This window comes from Streptomyces acidicola (assembly GCF_009377235.1).
In the GTDB taxonomy this organism is placed as follows: Bacteria; Actinomycetota; Actinomycetes; order Streptomycetales; family Streptomycetaceae; genus Streptomyces; species Streptomyces acidicola.
Window position 1 is genome coordinate 1 of record NZ_VMNX01000229.1, and the last position, 15,075, is coordinate 15,075.

The 15,075-nt window shown below is 69.8% G+C and carries 13 protein-coding genes; 5 read left to right on the forward strand and 8 right to left on the reverse strand.

Annotation, left to right across the window (positions count from 1 at the left end; genetic code table 11):
* Positions 1-29 precede the first annotated feature (29 nt).
* The gene (locus FPZ41_RS37340; protein WP_322621217.1) at positions 30-1,736 is read right to left on the reverse strand and encodes a glycerol-3-phosphate dehydrogenase/oxidase; all 1,707 of its coding nucleotides are present in this window, start codon (positions 1,734-1,736) and stop codon (positions 30-32) included.
* A 272-nt stretch (positions 1,737-2,008) separates the two neighbouring features.
* On the opposite strand from FPZ41_RS37340, the gene FPZ41_RS37345 reads away from it, so the two are divergent.
* Positions 2,009-3,229 (forward strand): nucleotide sugar dehydrogenase, encoded by a 1,221-nt coding sequence (locus FPZ41_RS37345; RefSeq protein WP_152868101.1) that lies wholly within the window; start codon positions 2,009-2,011, stop codon positions 3,227-3,229.
* Positions 3,230-3,940: 711 nt separating this feature from the next.
* Here FPZ41_RS37345 and FPZ41_RS37350 read toward each other — a convergent pair.
* The 4 genes from FPZ41_RS37350 to FPZ41_RS37365 all read right to left on the reverse strand — a co-directional run bounded on the left by FPZ41_RS37350 (position 3,941) and on the right by FPZ41_RS37365 (position 8,464).
* Positions 3,941-5,065 (reverse strand): GuaB3 family IMP dehydrogenase-related protein, encoded by a 1,125-nt coding sequence (locus tag FPZ41_RS37350; RefSeq protein WP_322621218.1) that lies wholly within the window; start codon positions 5,063-5,065, stop codon positions 3,941-3,943.
* Between the two features lie 178 nt (positions 5,066-5,243).
* The gene (guaB, locus tag FPZ41_RS37355; protein ID WP_152868103.1) at positions 5,244-6,749 is read right to left on the reverse strand and encodes an IMP dehydrogenase; all 1,506 of its coding nucleotides are present in this window, start codon (positions 6,747-6,749) and stop codon (positions 5,244-5,246) included.
* 198 nt (positions 6,750-6,947) lie between these two features.
* Complete coding sequence (locus FPZ41_RS37360; protein WP_131567123.1) at positions 6,948-7,523, reverse strand: sigma-70 family RNA polymerase sigma factor; 576 nt, start codon at positions 7,521-7,523, stop codon at positions 6,948-6,950.
* A 329-nt stretch (positions 7,524-7,852) separates the two neighbouring features.
* On the reverse strand, positions 7,853-8,464 hold the full coding sequence (locus FPZ41_RS37365; protein ID WP_003948568.1) for a response regulator transcription factor: 612 nt from the start codon (positions 8,462-8,464) through the stop codon (positions 7,853-7,855).
* Positions 8,465-8,866: 402 nt separating this feature from the next.
* Between FPZ41_RS37365 and FPZ41_RS37370 the strand changes: the two genes are divergently transcribed.
* The gene (locus FPZ41_RS37370) at positions 8,867-9,196 is read left to right on the forward strand and encodes a WhiB family transcriptional regulator (RefSeq protein WP_131567125.1); all 330 of its coding nucleotides are present in this window, start codon (positions 8,867-8,869) and stop codon (positions 9,194-9,196) included.
* Positions 9,197-9,267: 71 nt separating this feature from the next.
* Here the strand turns inward: FPZ41_RS37370 and FPZ41_RS37375 are convergent, their stop codons facing one another.
* Positions 9,268-10,164 carry a LysR family transcriptional regulator gene (locus tag FPZ41_RS37375; protein ID WP_322621219.1) on the reverse strand — a complete coding sequence of 299 codons (897 nt, stop codon included), beginning with the start codon at positions 10,162-10,164 and terminating at the stop codon, positions 9,268-9,270.
* A 79-nt stretch (positions 10,165-10,243) separates the two neighbouring features.
* Between FPZ41_RS37375 and FPZ41_RS37380 the strand changes: the two genes are divergently transcribed.
* From FPZ41_RS37380 to FPZ41_RS37390, 3 genes are all read left to right on the forward strand, one after another.
* A complete protein-coding gene (locus FPZ41_RS37380) occupies positions 10,244-10,918 on the forward strand; it encodes an MOSC domain-containing protein (protein WP_152868107.1) in 675 nt (224 codons plus the stop codon).
* A 123-nt stretch (positions 10,919-11,041) separates the two neighbouring features.
* Positions 11,042-11,812 (forward strand): SDR family NAD(P)-dependent oxidoreductase, encoded by a 771-nt coding sequence (locus FPZ41_RS37385; RefSeq protein WP_131567136.1) that lies wholly within the window; start codon positions 11,042-11,044, stop codon positions 11,810-11,812.
* A 75-nt stretch (positions 11,813-11,887) separates the two neighbouring features.
* On the forward strand, positions 11,888-12,595 hold the full coding sequence (locus FPZ41_RS37390) for an ester cyclase (RefSeq protein WP_152868109.1): 708 nt from the start codon (positions 11,888-11,890) through the stop codon (positions 12,593-12,595).
* A gap of 139 nt (positions 12,596-12,734) precedes the next feature.
* On the opposite strand, the gene groL is transcribed toward FPZ41_RS37390, so the two are convergent.
* Both groL and groES read right to left on the reverse strand, forming a co-directional pair.
* Positions 12,735-14,360, reverse strand: a complete 1,626-nt coding sequence (gene groL / locus FPZ41_RS37395; protein WP_152868111.1) for a chaperonin GroEL — start codon at positions 14,358-14,360, stop codon at positions 12,735-12,737.
* A 137-nt stretch (positions 14,361-14,497) separates the two neighbouring features.
* Complete coding sequence (gene groES, locus FPZ41_RS37400; protein ID WP_131567147.1) at positions 14,498-14,806, reverse strand: co-chaperone GroES; 309 nt, start codon at positions 14,804-14,806, stop codon at positions 14,498-14,500.
* Between the last annotated feature and the right edge of the window lie 269 nt (positions 14,807-15,075).

Below are 15,075 nucleotides of genomic sequence, written 5' to 3' on the forward strand. Positions count from 1 at the left end.
CCCCCTATCTCCCCAAACCCATCCCCTCACTACAGCGGCACGATGTCCGGCGCCCCCAGCCGTGCCGCGTCGGCGGTCAGGTCGTCCGGCTGACGCTGCGACTCCCGCTCGGCCTCCACCCGCTTCCGGTAGTGCTCGATCTCACGCTCGACCTGGTCCTTGTCCCAGCCGAGCACGGGAGCCATCAGCTCCGCGGCCTCCCGCGCACTGCGCGTGCCGCGGTCGAACGTCTCGATCGAGATCCGCGTGCGCCGCGTGAGCACGTCGTCCAGGTGCCGTGCCCCTTCGTGCGAGGCCGCGTACACGACCTCGGCCCGCAGATAGTCCTCAGCCGCGTGCAGGGGCTCCCCCAGCGACGGATCGGTCCCGATCAGGTCGAGCAGCTCCTCCGCCATCGCCCCGTAGCGGTTCAACAGGTGCTCGACGCGTGCCACATGGAGTCCGGTCCGCGCCGCTGTCCGAGCCCGCGCGTTCCACAGCGCCCGGTACCCCTCGGCCCCGAGCAGCGGTACGTCCTCGGTCACGCACTCGGCGACCCGCTGGTCGAGACCGTGCACCGCCGCGTCCACGGCGTCCTTGGCCATCACCCGGTAGGTCGTGTACTTGCCGCCCGCCACGACCACGAGCCCCGGCACCGGATGCGCCACGGTGTGCTCGCGCGACAGCTTGCTGGTGGCGTCCGACTCGCCTGCGAGCAGTGGCCGAAGGCCCGCGTACACGCCCTGCACGTCGTCCCGGGTGAGCGGCACCGCCAGTACCGAGTTCACGTGCTCCAGGAGATAGTCGATGTCCGCGCTGGACGCGGCCGGGTGGGCCTTGTCGAGGTCCCAGTCGGTGTCCGTGGTGCCGACGATCCAGTGCCGCCCCCAGGGGATGACGAACAGCACCGACTTCTCGGTCCGCAGGATGAGCCCGGTCGTGGAGTGGATCCGGTCCTTCGGCACGACCAGGTGGATGCCCTTGGACGCCCGCACATGGAACTGGCCCCGCTCGCCCACCATCGCCTGGGTGTCGTCGGTCCACACGCCGGTGGCGTTCACGACCTGCTTGGCGCGGACCTCGTACTCCCCGCCCGCTTCCACGTCCTGCACCCGGGCTCCGACGACGCGCTCGCCCTCGCGCAGGAAGCCGGTCACACGCGCGCGGTTGGCCACCTTCGCGCCGTACGACGCCGCCGTGCGCACCAGAGTGGCCACGTAGCGGGCGTCGTCCATCTGGGCGTCGTAGTACTGGAGGGCCCCGACCAGGGCGTCCTTCTTCAGGCAGGGCGCGACGCGCAGGGCGTTGCGGCGCGTCAGGTGACGGTGCGCGGGCAGGCCCCGGCCGTGGCCGCGCGCCATCGACATGCCGTCGTAGAGCGCGACGCCCGATCCCGCGTACAGCCGCTCCCAGCCCTTGTGCTGCAGCGGGTAGAGGAACGGAACCGGCTTCACCAGGTGGGGTGCCAGCCGCTCCAGCAGCAGCCCGCGCTCCTTCAACGCCTCCCGTACGAGTGCGAAGTCGAGCATCTCCAGATAGCGCAGCCCGCCGTGGATCAGCTTGCTGGACCTGCTGGAGGTGCCCGACGCCCAGTCACGCGCTTCGACCAGTCCCGTGGACAGGCCGCGCGTCGCCGCGTCGAGCGCGGTGCCCGCGCCGACCACGCCCGCGCCGACGACCAGCACGTCCAGCTCGCGCTCGGCCATTCCCGCCAGGGACTCGGCGCGCTGCGCCGGCCCCAGTGTCGCTGTCCTCACCGCTGCCTCCCGCTGTCTGTCGCGCTGGTCCCGCCTTCCCGGCAAGACCCGGCTCACATCCCCCATGCCCAGAATTCTGACCGCGTCGTCCGACTTCGGCCACCACCCGCCGTCCGCCTGTGGACAACTCTCGGGGACGCGCGGAGAAAGAGAGTCAGCCAATACCGCATAACGGTCATATTTACTCCTAGTCTGACATTGCGCTCGCCCATCCTGTCCACAGGGCTTGCGCGACTGTCCCGCTTCGGCTATCGCGAAGGACGGCCCACGCCATGCCCGCAGATCTCGCCGTCATCGGACTCGGTCAGCTCGGCCTGCCGCTGGCCCAGGCCGCCGTCGCCGCCGGCATCCCCACGCTCGGGTACAGGACCGCCCCCGATGCCGACTCCCAGAACGGCTCCCTCACCCCCGCCGAACTCCGCCGCATGCGCGCCCAGGGCTTCCGGCCCACCACCAGTCCCGCCGAACTCGGCCGCGTCCGTACGGCGGTCATCTGCGCCCCGACCCCGCACGGCGCCGACGGCACCCTCGACCTCGCCCATGTCGCCGACGCCGCCCGCACCCTCGCCGCACGGCTGCGCCCGCACACCACGGTGATCCTGGAGTCCCCCGTGCACCCCGGCACCACGGAGCAGTTCCTGCGTCCGCTCCTCGAAGAGGGCTCCGGCCTGCGCGCGGGCCGCGACTTCCACCTCGCGTATTCACCGGGCCGCGCCGACCCCGGAAACCGCGACTTCGGCCCTGCCAACACCCCCAAGGTGATCGGCGGCCTCACCCCCGCCTGCACCGAGTCGGCCGCCGCCTTCTACGGGCGCCTCACCGACAAGGTGGTACGCGCGCGTGGACCCCGCGAAGCGGAGACCGTGCAGCTCCTGGAGACCAACTACCGGCACGTCAACATCGCCCTCGTCAACGAGATGGCCGTCCTCTGCCACAACCTGGGCGTCGACCTGTGGGACGTCATCCGGTGCGCCGAGACCAAGCCGTTCGGCTTCCAGGCCTTCCGTCCGGGCCCCGGCGTCGGCGGCCACGGTGTCCCCCAGGACCTGGCCGGCCACGCGCCCCGCTCCCTGCGCATGGTCGAACTGGCACAGCGGGTCAACGACCGCATGCCCCAGTACGTCGTCCAGCGCGCCGCCACGCTCCTCAACGAGCACGGCAAGTCCGCCCGCGGCGCCCGCGTGCTCCTCCTCGGCGTCACCTACAAGCCCGACGTGGCCGACCAACAGAGCACCCCCGCACGAGAGATCGCCCTGCGCCTGATGGAACTCGGCGCCGCCGTCAGCTACCACGACCCGTACGTCCCGTCCTGGAACGTCCTCGACCGCCCGGTCCCCCGCGCCGACTCCCTCTACGAGGCCGCCGCCGACGCCGACCTGACGATCCTGCTCCAGCAGCACCGCACGTACGACCTGCAGGGGTTGTCGGTGAAGGCGCAGTTGCTGCTGGATACGCGGGGGGCTGCGCCTGCGGGGGCGGCGCATCGGTTGTGACGGGGGGCGCGTGGGTGGCTGAGGCTCTGGGGCTGGTGGCACACGGCACTCTCCGCCAGTAGCCTGCGGGACACGAAAAGCCGCAAGATCCACCTTCTCCGGTACCTCGCCGCCGTAGCGGTCTGGTGCCATGCAGAAAGGCGGAGCCGGTTGCAGGGGGTACTGCGGCAGGCTCCTGAAAGGAGAACCTTCTCTGGTATCGGGCCACCCGACAGCGGATCCGGTACCGTACAAAAGGTGGAGCCCACCGCAGGTGGCACTGCGGCAGGCTCCTGAAAAGTGAACGGAGTGTCCACCCCTAGTTCTCGTGGGGGTGGCCGCTCACCTTCCATACATACGCAAGATCCACCTCCTCCGGCACTTCACCATCCACAGACGGTTCCGATCCCAGCGGGTGGGCTTGCGGTGACGCCCCATGGGTGCCCCCTTCCACGATGCCGCCCATTTGCCCGGTGGACGGCGTGTTGGAGTTCGGGCCGGGCCCCGAGGGCCGGGGTCCGGAACCGTGATCCTTGGAAGGGGGCGCCCAGAGAACCGATGCGCCGGACACGGACGTTACCGCCTCAGTACTGCCCTCCAGCGCGCATTCGCCCCGAACGCAACCGTGCGCCCCATACCGCAAAACACGCCCCACCGGCCCCACTTGGGCACACAAAAGACCCGGTCACCCCCACGAGCAACCGGGCCCTTCGATGCCTACGGCCTGACGGCCTACCGCTTGTGCTGCGAGTCCGCCACCGTCACCTCGACCCGCTGGAACTCCTTCAGCTCGCTGTACCCGGTGGTCGCCATGGCCCGCCGCAGCGCACCGAAGAAGTTCATCGAGCCGTCCGGGGTGTGGGACGGGCCCGTGAGGACCTCCTCGATCGTGCCCACCGTGCCGAGGCCGACCTTCTTGCCGCGCGGCAGCTCCTCGTTGACGGCCTCCATGCCCCAGTGGTGGCCCTTGCCCGGCGCATCCGTGGCACGGGCCAGCGGCGAGCCCATCATCACCGCGTCGGCACCGCAGGCGATGGCCTTGGGCAGGTCGCCGGACCAGCCCACGCCGCCGTCGGCGATCACGTGCACGTACCGCCCGCCGGACTCGTCCATGTAGTCGCGCCGGGCGGCGGCGACGTCGGCGACCGCGGTCGCCATGGGCACCTGGATGCCCAGTACGTTGCGCGTGGTGTGCGCGGCGCCGCCGCCGAAGCCGACGAGGACGCCGGCCGCGCCCGTACGCATCAGGTGCAGAGCCGCGGTGTACGTGGCGCAGCCGCCCACGATCACCGGGACGTCCAGCTCGTAGATGAACTGCTTCAGGTTCAGCGGCTCGGCGGCGCCGGAGACGTGCTCCGCCGACACCGTCGTACCGCGGATGACGAAGATGTCGACGCCCGCGTCCACGACCGCCTTGGAGAACTGCGCGGTGCGCTGCGGGGAAAGCGCGGCGGCGGTGACCACACCCGAGTCACGCACCTCCTTCAGGCGCTGCCCGATCAGCTCCTCCTTGATCGGAGCCGCGTAGATCTCCTGGAGGCGGCGGGTCGCGGTCTCCGCGTCCAGCCCGGCGATCTCGTCGAGCAGCGGCTGCGGGTCCTCGTACCGCGTCCACAGGCCTTCGAGGTTCAGGACGCCGAGGCCGCCCAGCTCGCCGATGCGGATCGCGGTGGCCGGCGAGACGACCGAGTCCATGGGGGCGGCCAGGAAGGGCAGCTCGAAACGGTAGGCGTCGATCTGCCAGGCGATCGAGACCTCCTTCGGGTCCCGGGTACGGCGGCTCGGGACGACGGCGATGTCGTCGAAGGCGTACGCCCGGCGGCCGCGCTTGCCGCGCCCGATCTCGATCTCAGTCACGTGAGTGGCCTTTCCCTTTGCGTTCCAGCGCCTCCAGTATCCCCGACACCCACGGCAAGGGCGGTCCCGGAGGTTCCGGGACCGCCCTTGGACGTGGGGCACGCGTACGCGTGGAGGCTGTTCTCCAGCTCCGGCCGTTCAGCTCAGGCTTGAACCCCGACCGTTCAACCCCGGCTGTTCAGCCCCGGCTGGTGTAGTTCGGTGCCTCGACCGTCATCTGAATGTCGTGCGGGTGGCTCTCCTTGAGGCCCGCCGAGGTGATCCGCACGAAGCGGCCCTTTGACTCCATCTCGTCGATGGTGGCGGCGCCCACGTAGCCCATGGTCTGGCGCAGACCGCCCACGAGCTGGTGCAGAACGTTGGCCAGCGGGCCGCGGTAGGGCACCTGTCCCTCGATGCCCTCGGGCACCAGCTTGTCGTCGGTGGCCACCTCCGCCTGGAAGTAGCGGTCCTTCGAGTAGGACCTGCCCTGGCCCCGGGACTGCATGGCGCCGAGGGAGCCCATGCCGCGGTACGACTTGAACTGCTTGCCGTTGATGAAGAGCAGCTCACCGGGCGACTCCTCGCAGCCCGCGAGGAGGCTGCCGAGCATCACCGTGTCGGCGCCGGCGGCCAGCGCCTTGCCGATGTCGCCGGAGTACTGCAGGCCACCGTCTCCGATCACCGGGACACCCGCGGCGCGGGCCGCGAGGGCCGCCTCGTAGATGGCCGTGACCTGAGGGACGCCGATACCGGCGACGACTCGGGTGGTGCAGATCGAACCGGGGCCCACGCCCACCTTGATGCCGTCCACACCGGCGTCGATCAGCGCCTGGGCTCCGTCACGCGTGGCGACGTTGCCGCCGATCACGTCCACGCCCACGCTCGACTTGATCTTCGACATCCAGCTGAGCGCGTTGCTGTTGTGGCCGTGCGAGGTGTCGACGACCAGGAAGTCCACGCCGGCCGCGGCCAGTGCCTGGGCCCGCTCCAGCGCCTCGGGGCTGGCGCCGACGGCGGCACCCACGAGCAGACGGCCCTCGGAGTCCTTCGCGGCGTTCGGGTACTGCTCGGCCTTCACGAAGTCCTTGACGGTGATGAGGCCCTTCAGGACGCCCGCCTCGTCGACCAGGGGAAGCTTCTCGATCTTGTGGCGGCGCAGCAGGTCCATGGCGTCGTTGCCGGAGATGCCGACCTTGCCGGTGACCAGCGGCATCGGCGTCATGACCTCGCGGACCTGGCGCGAACGGTCCGACTCGAAGGCCATGTCGCGGTTGGTGACGATGCCGAGCAGCTTGCCGCTGCCGTCGGTGACCGGAACACCGCTGATGCGGAACTTGGCGCACAGGGCGTCGGCCTCGGCCAGCGTCGCGTCCGGGTTCACCGTGATCGGGTCGGTGACCATGCCGGACTCGGAGCGCTTCACCAGATCGACCTGGTTGACCTGGTCCTCGACGGAGAGGTTGCGGTGCAGCACGCCGACGCCGCCCTGCCTGGCCATCGCGATCGCCATGCGGGACTCGGTCACCTTGTCCATCGCCGCCGAGAGCAGCGGGATGTTCACACGCACATTGCGCGACACACGGGACGAGGTGTCGACCGCGTTCGGGAGCACTTCGGATGCGCCCGGCAGCAGCAGCACGTCGTCGTAGGTCAGCCCGAGTGTCGCGAATTTCTCGGGCACTCCGTCGACGTTTGCAGTCATGACACCTTCCCCAAATGGCCTTGCTCGGTGCGGATGTCCATGCTAACGGGAAGTGGAGGTGCCTCATTCCATGGCGTAGCGCACCCTTTGGCTTCGTATGTTCGTACGGTTCGGGCATCGCCCCCGTTCATCAGGGCACCGGATGCGGCCGGAAATACGCCTCCGGGAGGTCCGGGGCAGGCCCCCGGGGGAGCCCGCCTACTGCTCCGCCAGCGCCCGCAACCTGCTCAGTGCGCGATGCTGTGCCACGCGTACGGCCCCTGGAGACATCCCCAGCATCTGGCCCGTCTCCTCGGCCGTGAGCCCCACCGCGATGCGCAGCAGGAGCAGCTCCCGCTGGTTCTCCGGAAGGTTGGCCAGGAGCTTCTTGGCCCACTCGGCGTCGCTGCTCAGCAGCGCACGCTCCTCCGGGCCCAGCGAGTCGTCCGGCCGCTCGGGCATCTCGTCCGAGGGGACCGCCGTGGAGCCCGGGTGGCGCATCGCGGCCCGCTGCAGATCAGCGACCTTGTGGGCGGCGATGGCGAAGACGAACGCCTCGAAAGGCCTTCCCGTGTCCTTGTAGCGCGGCAGCGCCAGGAGCACGGCGACGCAGACCTCCTGTGCCAGGTCCTCCACGAAGTGGCGAGCGTCACCCGGAAGCCGGGACAGCCGCGTGCGGCAATAGCGCAGGGCGAGCGGGTGGACGTGGGCGAGCAGGTCGTGTGTGGCCTGCTGGTCTCCGTCGACAGCGCGATGAACGAGCGCGCCGATCACCGTCGTCTCGTCATCGCGCATCGCTCCATGGTGCCCTGAGGCCGTCCGCCCCGTGACACCGTGCGCCATGTTGTGCACCGAAGCGTTATGAGCAGGTGCGCCGGAACTCATCTCCTGCGCCCTCCCCTTCCGCTCGTCCGACTCGTCCCCGAGGAACTCCACACCTCAAGGATGCGGCATCCGCGGCGAAACAAGCAGCAGGCACCCGGCGGGCCGCTTTGCCACCCCCGGCCACCTCGCGATACGCACCCCGTTGACCTGCCGGAAAGCGCTCCCGCCGACTTTTCGGAAACCGGCCCCGCCCACCCTGCGGCAGGCGGGGATTCCCGAGCCCCCGCTTCGGTTCACCTTTAACGGACCAGGCCCCACCGGAAGCCCAGTGCCACGGCGTGCGCCCGGTCGGAGGCGCCGAGCTTCTTGAACAGCCGCCGGGCATGTGTCTTGACGGTGTCCTCGGAGAGGAACAGCTCCCGGCCGATCTCCGCGTTCGACCGGCCGTGGCTCATACCCTCCAGGACCTGGATCTCGCGCGCGGTGAGCGTGGGGGCGGCCCCCATCTCGGCCGAACGCAGCCTGCGCGGGGCGAGCCGCCACGTCGGGTCGGCGAGCGCCTGCGTCACCGTGGCCCGCAGCTCGGCGCGCGAGGCGTCCTTGTGCAGATAGCCCCGCGCCCCGGCGGCCACCGCGAGCGCCACTCCGTCGAGGTCCTCGGCGACGGTGAGCATGATGATGCGCGCACCGGGGTCGGCGGACAGCAGCCGCCGTACGGTCTCGACGCCGCCCAGACCGGGCATGCGTACGTCCATGAGAATCAGGTCCGAGCGGTCGGCGCCCCAGCGGCGGAGGACTTCCTCGCCGTTGGCCGCCGTCGTCACGCGCTCGACGCCGGGCACGGTCGCGACCGCGCGGCGGAGCGCCTCTCGGGCAAGCGGGGAGTCGTCGCAGACGAGGACGGATGTCATGGCCGCCCTCCGCAGCTGATGCGCGTCACCTTGAGCCTCCAGGCTGGTACGAATCGTCACCTGTGCGGTCGACACTCGCGAGCGGACTTGAGACGCCTGCCCGAGCGCTTGTTCCTTCAACCGCCTCCGCACTCTCAACGACGGTCACTCGAAAGAGTTACGGGGCACTGAGCCACCTTCGGCACTCTACGTGAGGGGACGGACACAGCGCAGACATGCGCAACGGACCCTCAACGTTTCATCACAACCATGCCCCATTTAGCCCCATTTCTTCCCTTTTTGCGGTGTTTGAGGCTAGATTCGCAATGGGTCATATTTTCATCTCCTTAGATCGCGGATGTACGGTCGAGTCACATCGTCGAGTCACATCTCAGCCCAGAACGGCAACAAGGGGACAACGCAATGGCAGATTTCTCCCGCCTTCCCGGGCCCAACGCGGATCTGTGGGACTGGCAGCTCCTTGCGGCGTGCCGCGGAGTCGACAGCTCGCTCTTCTTCCACCCGGAGGGTGAGCGTGGCGCGGCACGGAGCGCTCGCGAGAACTCGGCCAAAGAGGTCTGCATGAGGTGCCCGGTCCGCGCGGAGTGCGCGGCGCACGCGCTGCGGGTGCGCGAGCCGTACGGCGTGTGGGGCGGACTGACAGAGGACGAGCGCGAAGAGCTCATGGGCCGGGCACGCAACCGGCTGGTGTCGGCATCGGCGACCGGAAGCGATGCCGCCTCGCACAACTGAAAGAACGTTTCCTCGATACCCAACGTCTCCGCACTGCACGCCGGGCACGCACATGTGTGCCCGGTTTTTCGCTATCGGGCGGCCGCCTTGGCCAGCTGCTCCAGCGTCGCCGCGACCGCGGGCACCTGGGCCAGGTCCGGCAGCGTGAGCGCCACGATCTCCCGGCGCACGGCGGGTTCCACGGAGACCGTCCGCACCCCCTTGGGCCGTACCGACTCGATGGCCAGCTCCGGCAGTACCGCGACGCCGAGCCCCGCCCCGACCAGGCCGACGACGGCCGGGTAGTCGTCGGTCGCGAAGTCGATCCGCGGTGTGAAGCCCGCTCCCTCACAGATCTCGACCAGGTGCCCGCGGCAACGCGGACAGCCCGCGATCCACGGCTCCGCGGAGAGTGCCCCGATCTCCACGGATTCCGTACGGGCCAGCCGGTGCCCCTCCGGTACGAGCCCGACGAGCCGGTCGCTGAGCAGCGGGCGCACGACCAGGTCGTCCCACTCCTCGGGCCCGGCCGCGCCCTCGTACCGGAAGGCGAGCGCGATGTCGCAGTCCCCCTGGCGCAGCATCTCGACGGACACCGGCGGCTCGGCCTCCTCCAGAAAGACGCGGGTCCCCGGGTGCGCGGCGCGCAGCGCGGCGAGCGCCGTGGGCACGAGGGTGGAACTGCCGCTGGGGAAGGACACGAGACGGACGCGTCCGGCCCTGAGGCCGGCGATGGCGGCCACCTCCTCCTCGGCGGCCGTGAGCCCCGCGAGGATCCCGGCGGCGTGCCGGACCAGTGCCTCGCCCGCCTGCGTCAGCCTCATCTCGCGGCCGCTGCGGATGAGCAGCGGCGTACCCACCGAGGTCTCCAGGGCCTTCATCTGCTGACTGACGGCGGGCTGGGTGCAGCCGAGCTCACGCCCCGCCGCCGAGAAGGAGCCGGTGGTGGCGACGGCGCGCAGGACGCGGAGATGACGGGCCTCAATCACGCTTCGAGCATAAGTCAGGCTTGGGCAGGGAGCCGGATACTGCGTCGACGCTTTGGCCGTGATCGCCTAGCGTGCCGCCATGAAGGTTCTTTCGCTGAACGTGGGGCGCCCCAGGACCGTGGATCACCCGGGCCTTCGAGGGCACGTGACCGGCATCGACAAGCGACCGGTGGAGGGGCCGTTGCGGATCTCCGCGCCCGGCACCGAGGGAGTGGGCGCCAGTGGGGTGGCCGGGGACGCCGTCTGCAACACGGAGCATCACGGCGGCGAGGACCAGGCGGTGTACGCGGTCGCGCGTGAGGACCTCGACGGCTGGGAGCAGGAGCTGGGCCGAGCCCTGCCCAACGGCGTGTTCGGCGAGAACCTCACCACCGAGGGCGTCGACGTGTCCGGTGCGCGGATCGGGGAGCGCTGGCGGATCGGCGCCGACGTGGTCCTGGAGGTCACCTCGGGCCGGATCCCCTGCCTCAACTTCCAGGTGCACCTCGGTGAGCAGGGCTGGGTCAAGCGCTTCACGCGGCAGGGCGCGCCCGGTGCGTACCTGCGGGTCGTCGAGGCGGGCGAGATCCGGGCCGGCGACCCCGTCGAGATCGTCCACCGCCCGGACCACGAGGTGACGGTGGCCCTCCAGTTCCGGGCCGTCACGACCGAGCCGGAGCTGCTGCCACGTCTGCCGGAGGCGGGGGATGCGCTGCATCCGGAGGCACGGAAGCGGGCGGAGAAGTACATGGCGAAGCACAGCGGGGGCGTGTAGCGGGCGGCCGGACGACGGCAGGGGCGCCCGGGCGGGACCGTGTCCCGTGCTGAGTGCGGCAAGGACAGGTGAAGGCCCGTACGGGCGGCGGACTCGCACAGTCCGGTTCACTAACCTTGCGTCATGACAACGGCTCTGATTACGGGTTCGACCGCGGGTATCGGTGCCGCCTTCGCTCGGCGGCTGGCGGCTGACGGTCACAACCTCGTCCTGGTGGCGCGCGACACGAAGCGGCTGCGCGAGCAGGCGACCGAGTTGCACGACCGGCACGGCATCGAGGCGGAGGTGCTGACCGCCGACCTGTCCACGGACGACGGTATCGAGTCGGTGGAGCGGCGGCTGGCCGACCGCAGGAACCCGGTCGACCTGCTGATCAACAACGCGGGGTTCGGCACCAAGGGCCACTATCTCGACGTGCCGATGGCCGACGAGCTGACGATGCTCAAGGTGCACTGCGAGGCGGTGCTCCGGCTGACCTCCGCGGCGGCCGAGGGGATGCGGGAGCGGGGCCGGGGCGGGGTCGTCAACGTGGCGTCGGTGGCCGCGTTCGTGCCGCGGGGCACGTACAGCGCGTCCAAGGCGTGGGTCGTGCAGTTCACGCAGGGCGCGGCGCGGGATCTGGCGGGCAGCGGGGTGCGGCTGATGGCGCTGGCCCCGGGCTTCGTGCGGACCGAGTTCCATGAGCGGGCCGGTCTGGGCACGGACAGCATCCCGGGCTGGATGTGGCTGGACGCCGACAAGCTGGTCACGGCGGCGCTGGCCGACCTGGCCCGCGGCAAGTCGCTGTCCATCCCGGACCCGCGGTACAAGGCGCTGATGGGCGTGGCGAAGGTACTGCCCCGGGGCCTGCTCGGCGGGATCACTGCGAAGGGGAACAAGTTCGGGCCCCAGTAGGGAATCCCGGTAGGCCGAACCCCGGTGGGAAAATGGGGGTGTCAGCCGGACCCAGGGGGGCTGGGAGGCGGTGTCATGACGTTCGTGCAGCTCATCGACTGCAAGACAACCCGGTTCGACGAGATGAACCGGCTGATGGACACATGGGTCGAGCAAACCAAAGGCAGGCGGACCGCCACGCACAACATCATCGGCAAGGACCGGTCCGACACGTCGCACCTGATCGAGATCGTGGAGTTCGGCTCGTACGAGGAGGCGATGCGGAACTCGAAGCTCCCGGAGACCGGACGTATCTTCCGGGACATGGTCGCGCTCTGCGACGAGAGCCCCACGTTCACCGATCTGGACGTGGTGCGGGACGAGCAGCTGTACGCGGCCAACGTCCGCAGGCTCTTCGAGCTGGCGGCCACCGAGGGCGATCTGCCTCCGCTCAACGACGTGTACGCGGAGAGCTACCACGACCACGACCCGGCCAATGAGCAGGACACTATCGGGCTGGACGCCATACGCAGGGACATACGGATGTGGCGCGGCGGCTTCGACTTCGCGTTCACGATCGAGGACCAGATCTCGCAGGGCGACCGGGTGTCGACGCGATGGACCTGGAACGGGACCCACAAGGGTGAGTTCCTGGGGATCGCGGCCACGGGCAGGAAGGTCAGCATGACCGGGACCACGATCTTCCGCTTCCAGGAGGACGGGAAGATCGTCGAGGGCTGGTGGCAGTACGACCGGCTGGGGCTGATGGCTCAGCTCGGGGCGCTCGACGCGCTGGAGAGGTAGGGAGGCAGGCCGGTCCGGACGACGCCGGAAGCGGACCGGACACCGGACGACGCCGGAAGCGGACCGGAAGCAGACCGGACAGGCGAAGGCCCGGCACCCCCGAAGGGGCGCCGGGCCTCACGCGATGTGCCGGGGTGCGTCAGTGGGCGTGGCCGTGGCCGTGACCCGCGGCGGCCGGCTCCTCCTCTTCCTTCTTCTCGACGACCAGGGTCTCGGTCGTGAGGAGGAGGGAGGCGATGGAGGCGGCGTTCTCCAGGGCGGAGCGGGTGACCTTGACCGGGTCGATGACGCCGGCCTTGACCAGGTCGCCGTACTCGCCGGTGGCGGCGTTGAAGCCCTGGCCCTTCTCGAGCTCGGCGACCTTGGAGGTGATGACGTAGCCCTCCAGCCCGGCGTTCTCGGCGATCCAGCGCAGCGGCTCGACGGCGGCCTTGCGGACGACGGCGACACCGGTGGCCTCGTCGCCGGTCTTGTCGAGGTTGCCCTCGAGGACCTTCACCGCGTGGACGAGCGCGGAGCCACCACCGGAGACGATGCCCTCCTCGACCGCGGCGCGGGTCGCGGAGATGGCGTCCTCCAGACGGTGCTTCTTCTCCTTCAGCTCCACCTCGGTGGCGGCGCCGACCTTGATCACGCACACGCCGCCGGCCAGCTTCGCGAGGCGCTCCTGGAGCTTCTCGCGGTCCCAGTCGGAGTCCGTGGTCTCGATCTCGGCCTTGATCTGGGCGACGCGGCCGGAGACGTCCTCGGCCTTGCCACCGCCGTCGACGATGGTGGTGTCGTCCTTGGTGATGGTCACGCGGCGGGCGGTGCCCAGCACGTCCAGGCCGACCTGGTCGAGCTTGAGGCCGACCTCCTCGGCGATGACGGTGCCGCCGGTGAGGGTGGCCATGTCGCCGAGCATCGCCTTGCGACGGTCACCGAAGCCGGGGGCCTTGACCGCGACCGCGTTGAAGGTGCCGCGGATCTTGTTGACGACGAGGGTGGAGAGGGCCTCGCCCTCGACGTCCTCGGCGATGATCAGCAGCGGCTTGGAGGCACCCGCCTGGATGACCTTCTCCAGCAGCGGCAGCAGGTCGGCGATCGAGGCGATCTTGCCCTGGTGGATGAGGATGTACGGGTCCTCCAGGACGGCCTCCATGCGCTCCTGGTCCGTCACGAAGTACGGCGACAGGTAGCCCTTGTCGAAGGCCATGCCCTCGGTGAAGTCCAGCTCCAGACCGAAGGTGTTGGACTCCTCGACGGTGATGACACCGTCCTTGCCGACCTTGTCCATCGCCTCGGCGATGAGCTCGCCGACCTGCTGGTCCTGGGCGGACAGCGCGGCGACGGCGGCGATGTCGGACTTCTCTTCGATCGGGCGGGCCGAGGCGAGCAGGTCCTCGGAGACCGCGGCGACGGCGGCGTCGATGCCCTTCTTCAGGGCGGCCGGGGAGGCACCGGCGGCGACGTTCTTCAGGCCCTCGCGCACGAGCGCCTGGGCGAGCACGGTGGCGGTGGTCGTACCGTCACCCGCGATGTCGTTGGTCTTGGTCGCCACCTCCTTCACCAGCTGGGCGCCGAGGTTCTCGTACGGGTCCTCGACCTCGACCTCGCGGGCGATGGTCACACCGTCGTTGGTGATGGTGGGGGCGCCGAACTTCTTGTCGATGACGACATTGCGGCCCTTGGGGCCGATCGTCACCTTCACCGTGTCGGCGAGCTTGTTGACGCCGCGCTCAAGGGCGCGACGGGCGTCCTCGTCGAACTTCAGGATCTTCGCCATGGGAGCGTTGGCCCTCTCGGAAATCTAGAGGTGTGCTAGGTGTGCTAGCGGTGAATGAGCTGCGCCCCTGGCACCCGGCTGATCAACGGCGGGGCCAGGGGCGCAGCTGTAAAGCAGAACCGGTGGTTCCGGGTGAACTACTTCTCGATGATCGCGAGCACGTCGCGAGCCGAGAGGACGAGGTACTCCTCGCCGTTGTACTTCACCTCGGTGCCGCCGTACTTGCTGTAGAGCACCACGTCACCGACCTTGACGTCGAGCTCGACGCGCTTGGCGTCCTCGATGCGGCCCGGGCCCACGGCGAGGACGACGCCCTCCTGGGGCTTCTCCTTCGCGGTGTCCGGGATGACCAGGCCAGAGGCCGTGGTCTGCTCGGCGTCCAGCGGCTGGACCACAATGCGGTCCTCGAGCGGCTTGATGGCAACCTTGGAGCTGGCGGTCGTCACGATCCGACCTCCCCCTTCGGAGATCTCACGGGGTTAACTGTCTGAGGTGGCGACCAGGTCGATCCGTCGTCGCGGGTGCCGGACCTGCCCGTCGCGTTGTTGGCACTCTCCAGGGGGGAGTGCCAGACCTGAGACTATGACCGCGATTAGCACTCGGTCAAGCGGAGTGCCAATTGCCTGCGGCGCGGCGGGGTTTCCGGAGGCGCGCGCGTGGTCTCCGACGCACCGGAGATGGGGGTGCCGACCCTGGGGGCTCCGCCCCCAGACCC

Excerpts from the sequence above, each read along its gene's own strand:
- FPZ41_RS37360 (WP_131567123.1), bottom strand. The coding sequence starts at position 7,523 with ATGCGCGATGACGAGACGACGGTGATCGGCGCGCTCGTTCATCGCGCT.
- FPZ41_RS37370 (WP_131567125.1), top strand. The coding sequence starts at position 8,867 with ATGGCAGATTTCTCCCGCCTTCCCGGGCCCAACGCGGATCTGTGGGAC.
- groL (WP_152868111.1), bottom strand. The coding sequence starts at position 14,360 with ATGGCGAAGATCCTGAAGTTCGACGAGGACGCCCGTCGCGCCCTTGAG.
- FPZ41_RS37345 (WP_152868101.1), top strand. The coding sequence starts at position 2,009 with ATGCCCGCAGATCTCGCCGTCATCGGACTCGGTCAGCTCGGCCTGCCG.
- FPZ41_RS37385 (WP_131567136.1), top strand. The coding sequence starts at position 11,042 with ATGACAACGGCTCTGATTACGGGTTCGACCGCGGGTATCGGTGCCGCC.
- guaB (WP_152868103.1), bottom strand. The coding sequence starts at position 6,749 with ATGACTGCAAACGTCGACGGAGTGCCCGAGAAATTCGCGACACTCGGG.
- FPZ41_RS37365 (WP_003948568.1), bottom strand. The coding sequence starts at position 8,464 with ATGACATCCGTCCTCGTCTGCGACGACTCCCCGCTTGCCCGAGAGGCG.
- FPZ41_RS37380 (WP_152868107.1), top strand. The coding sequence starts at position 10,244 with ATGAAGGTTCTTTCGCTGAACGTGGGGCGCCCCAGGACCGTGGATCAC.
- FPZ41_RS37390 (WP_152868109.1), top strand. The coding sequence starts at position 11,888 with ATGACGTTCGTGCAGCTCATCGACTGCAAGACAACCCGGTTCGACGAG.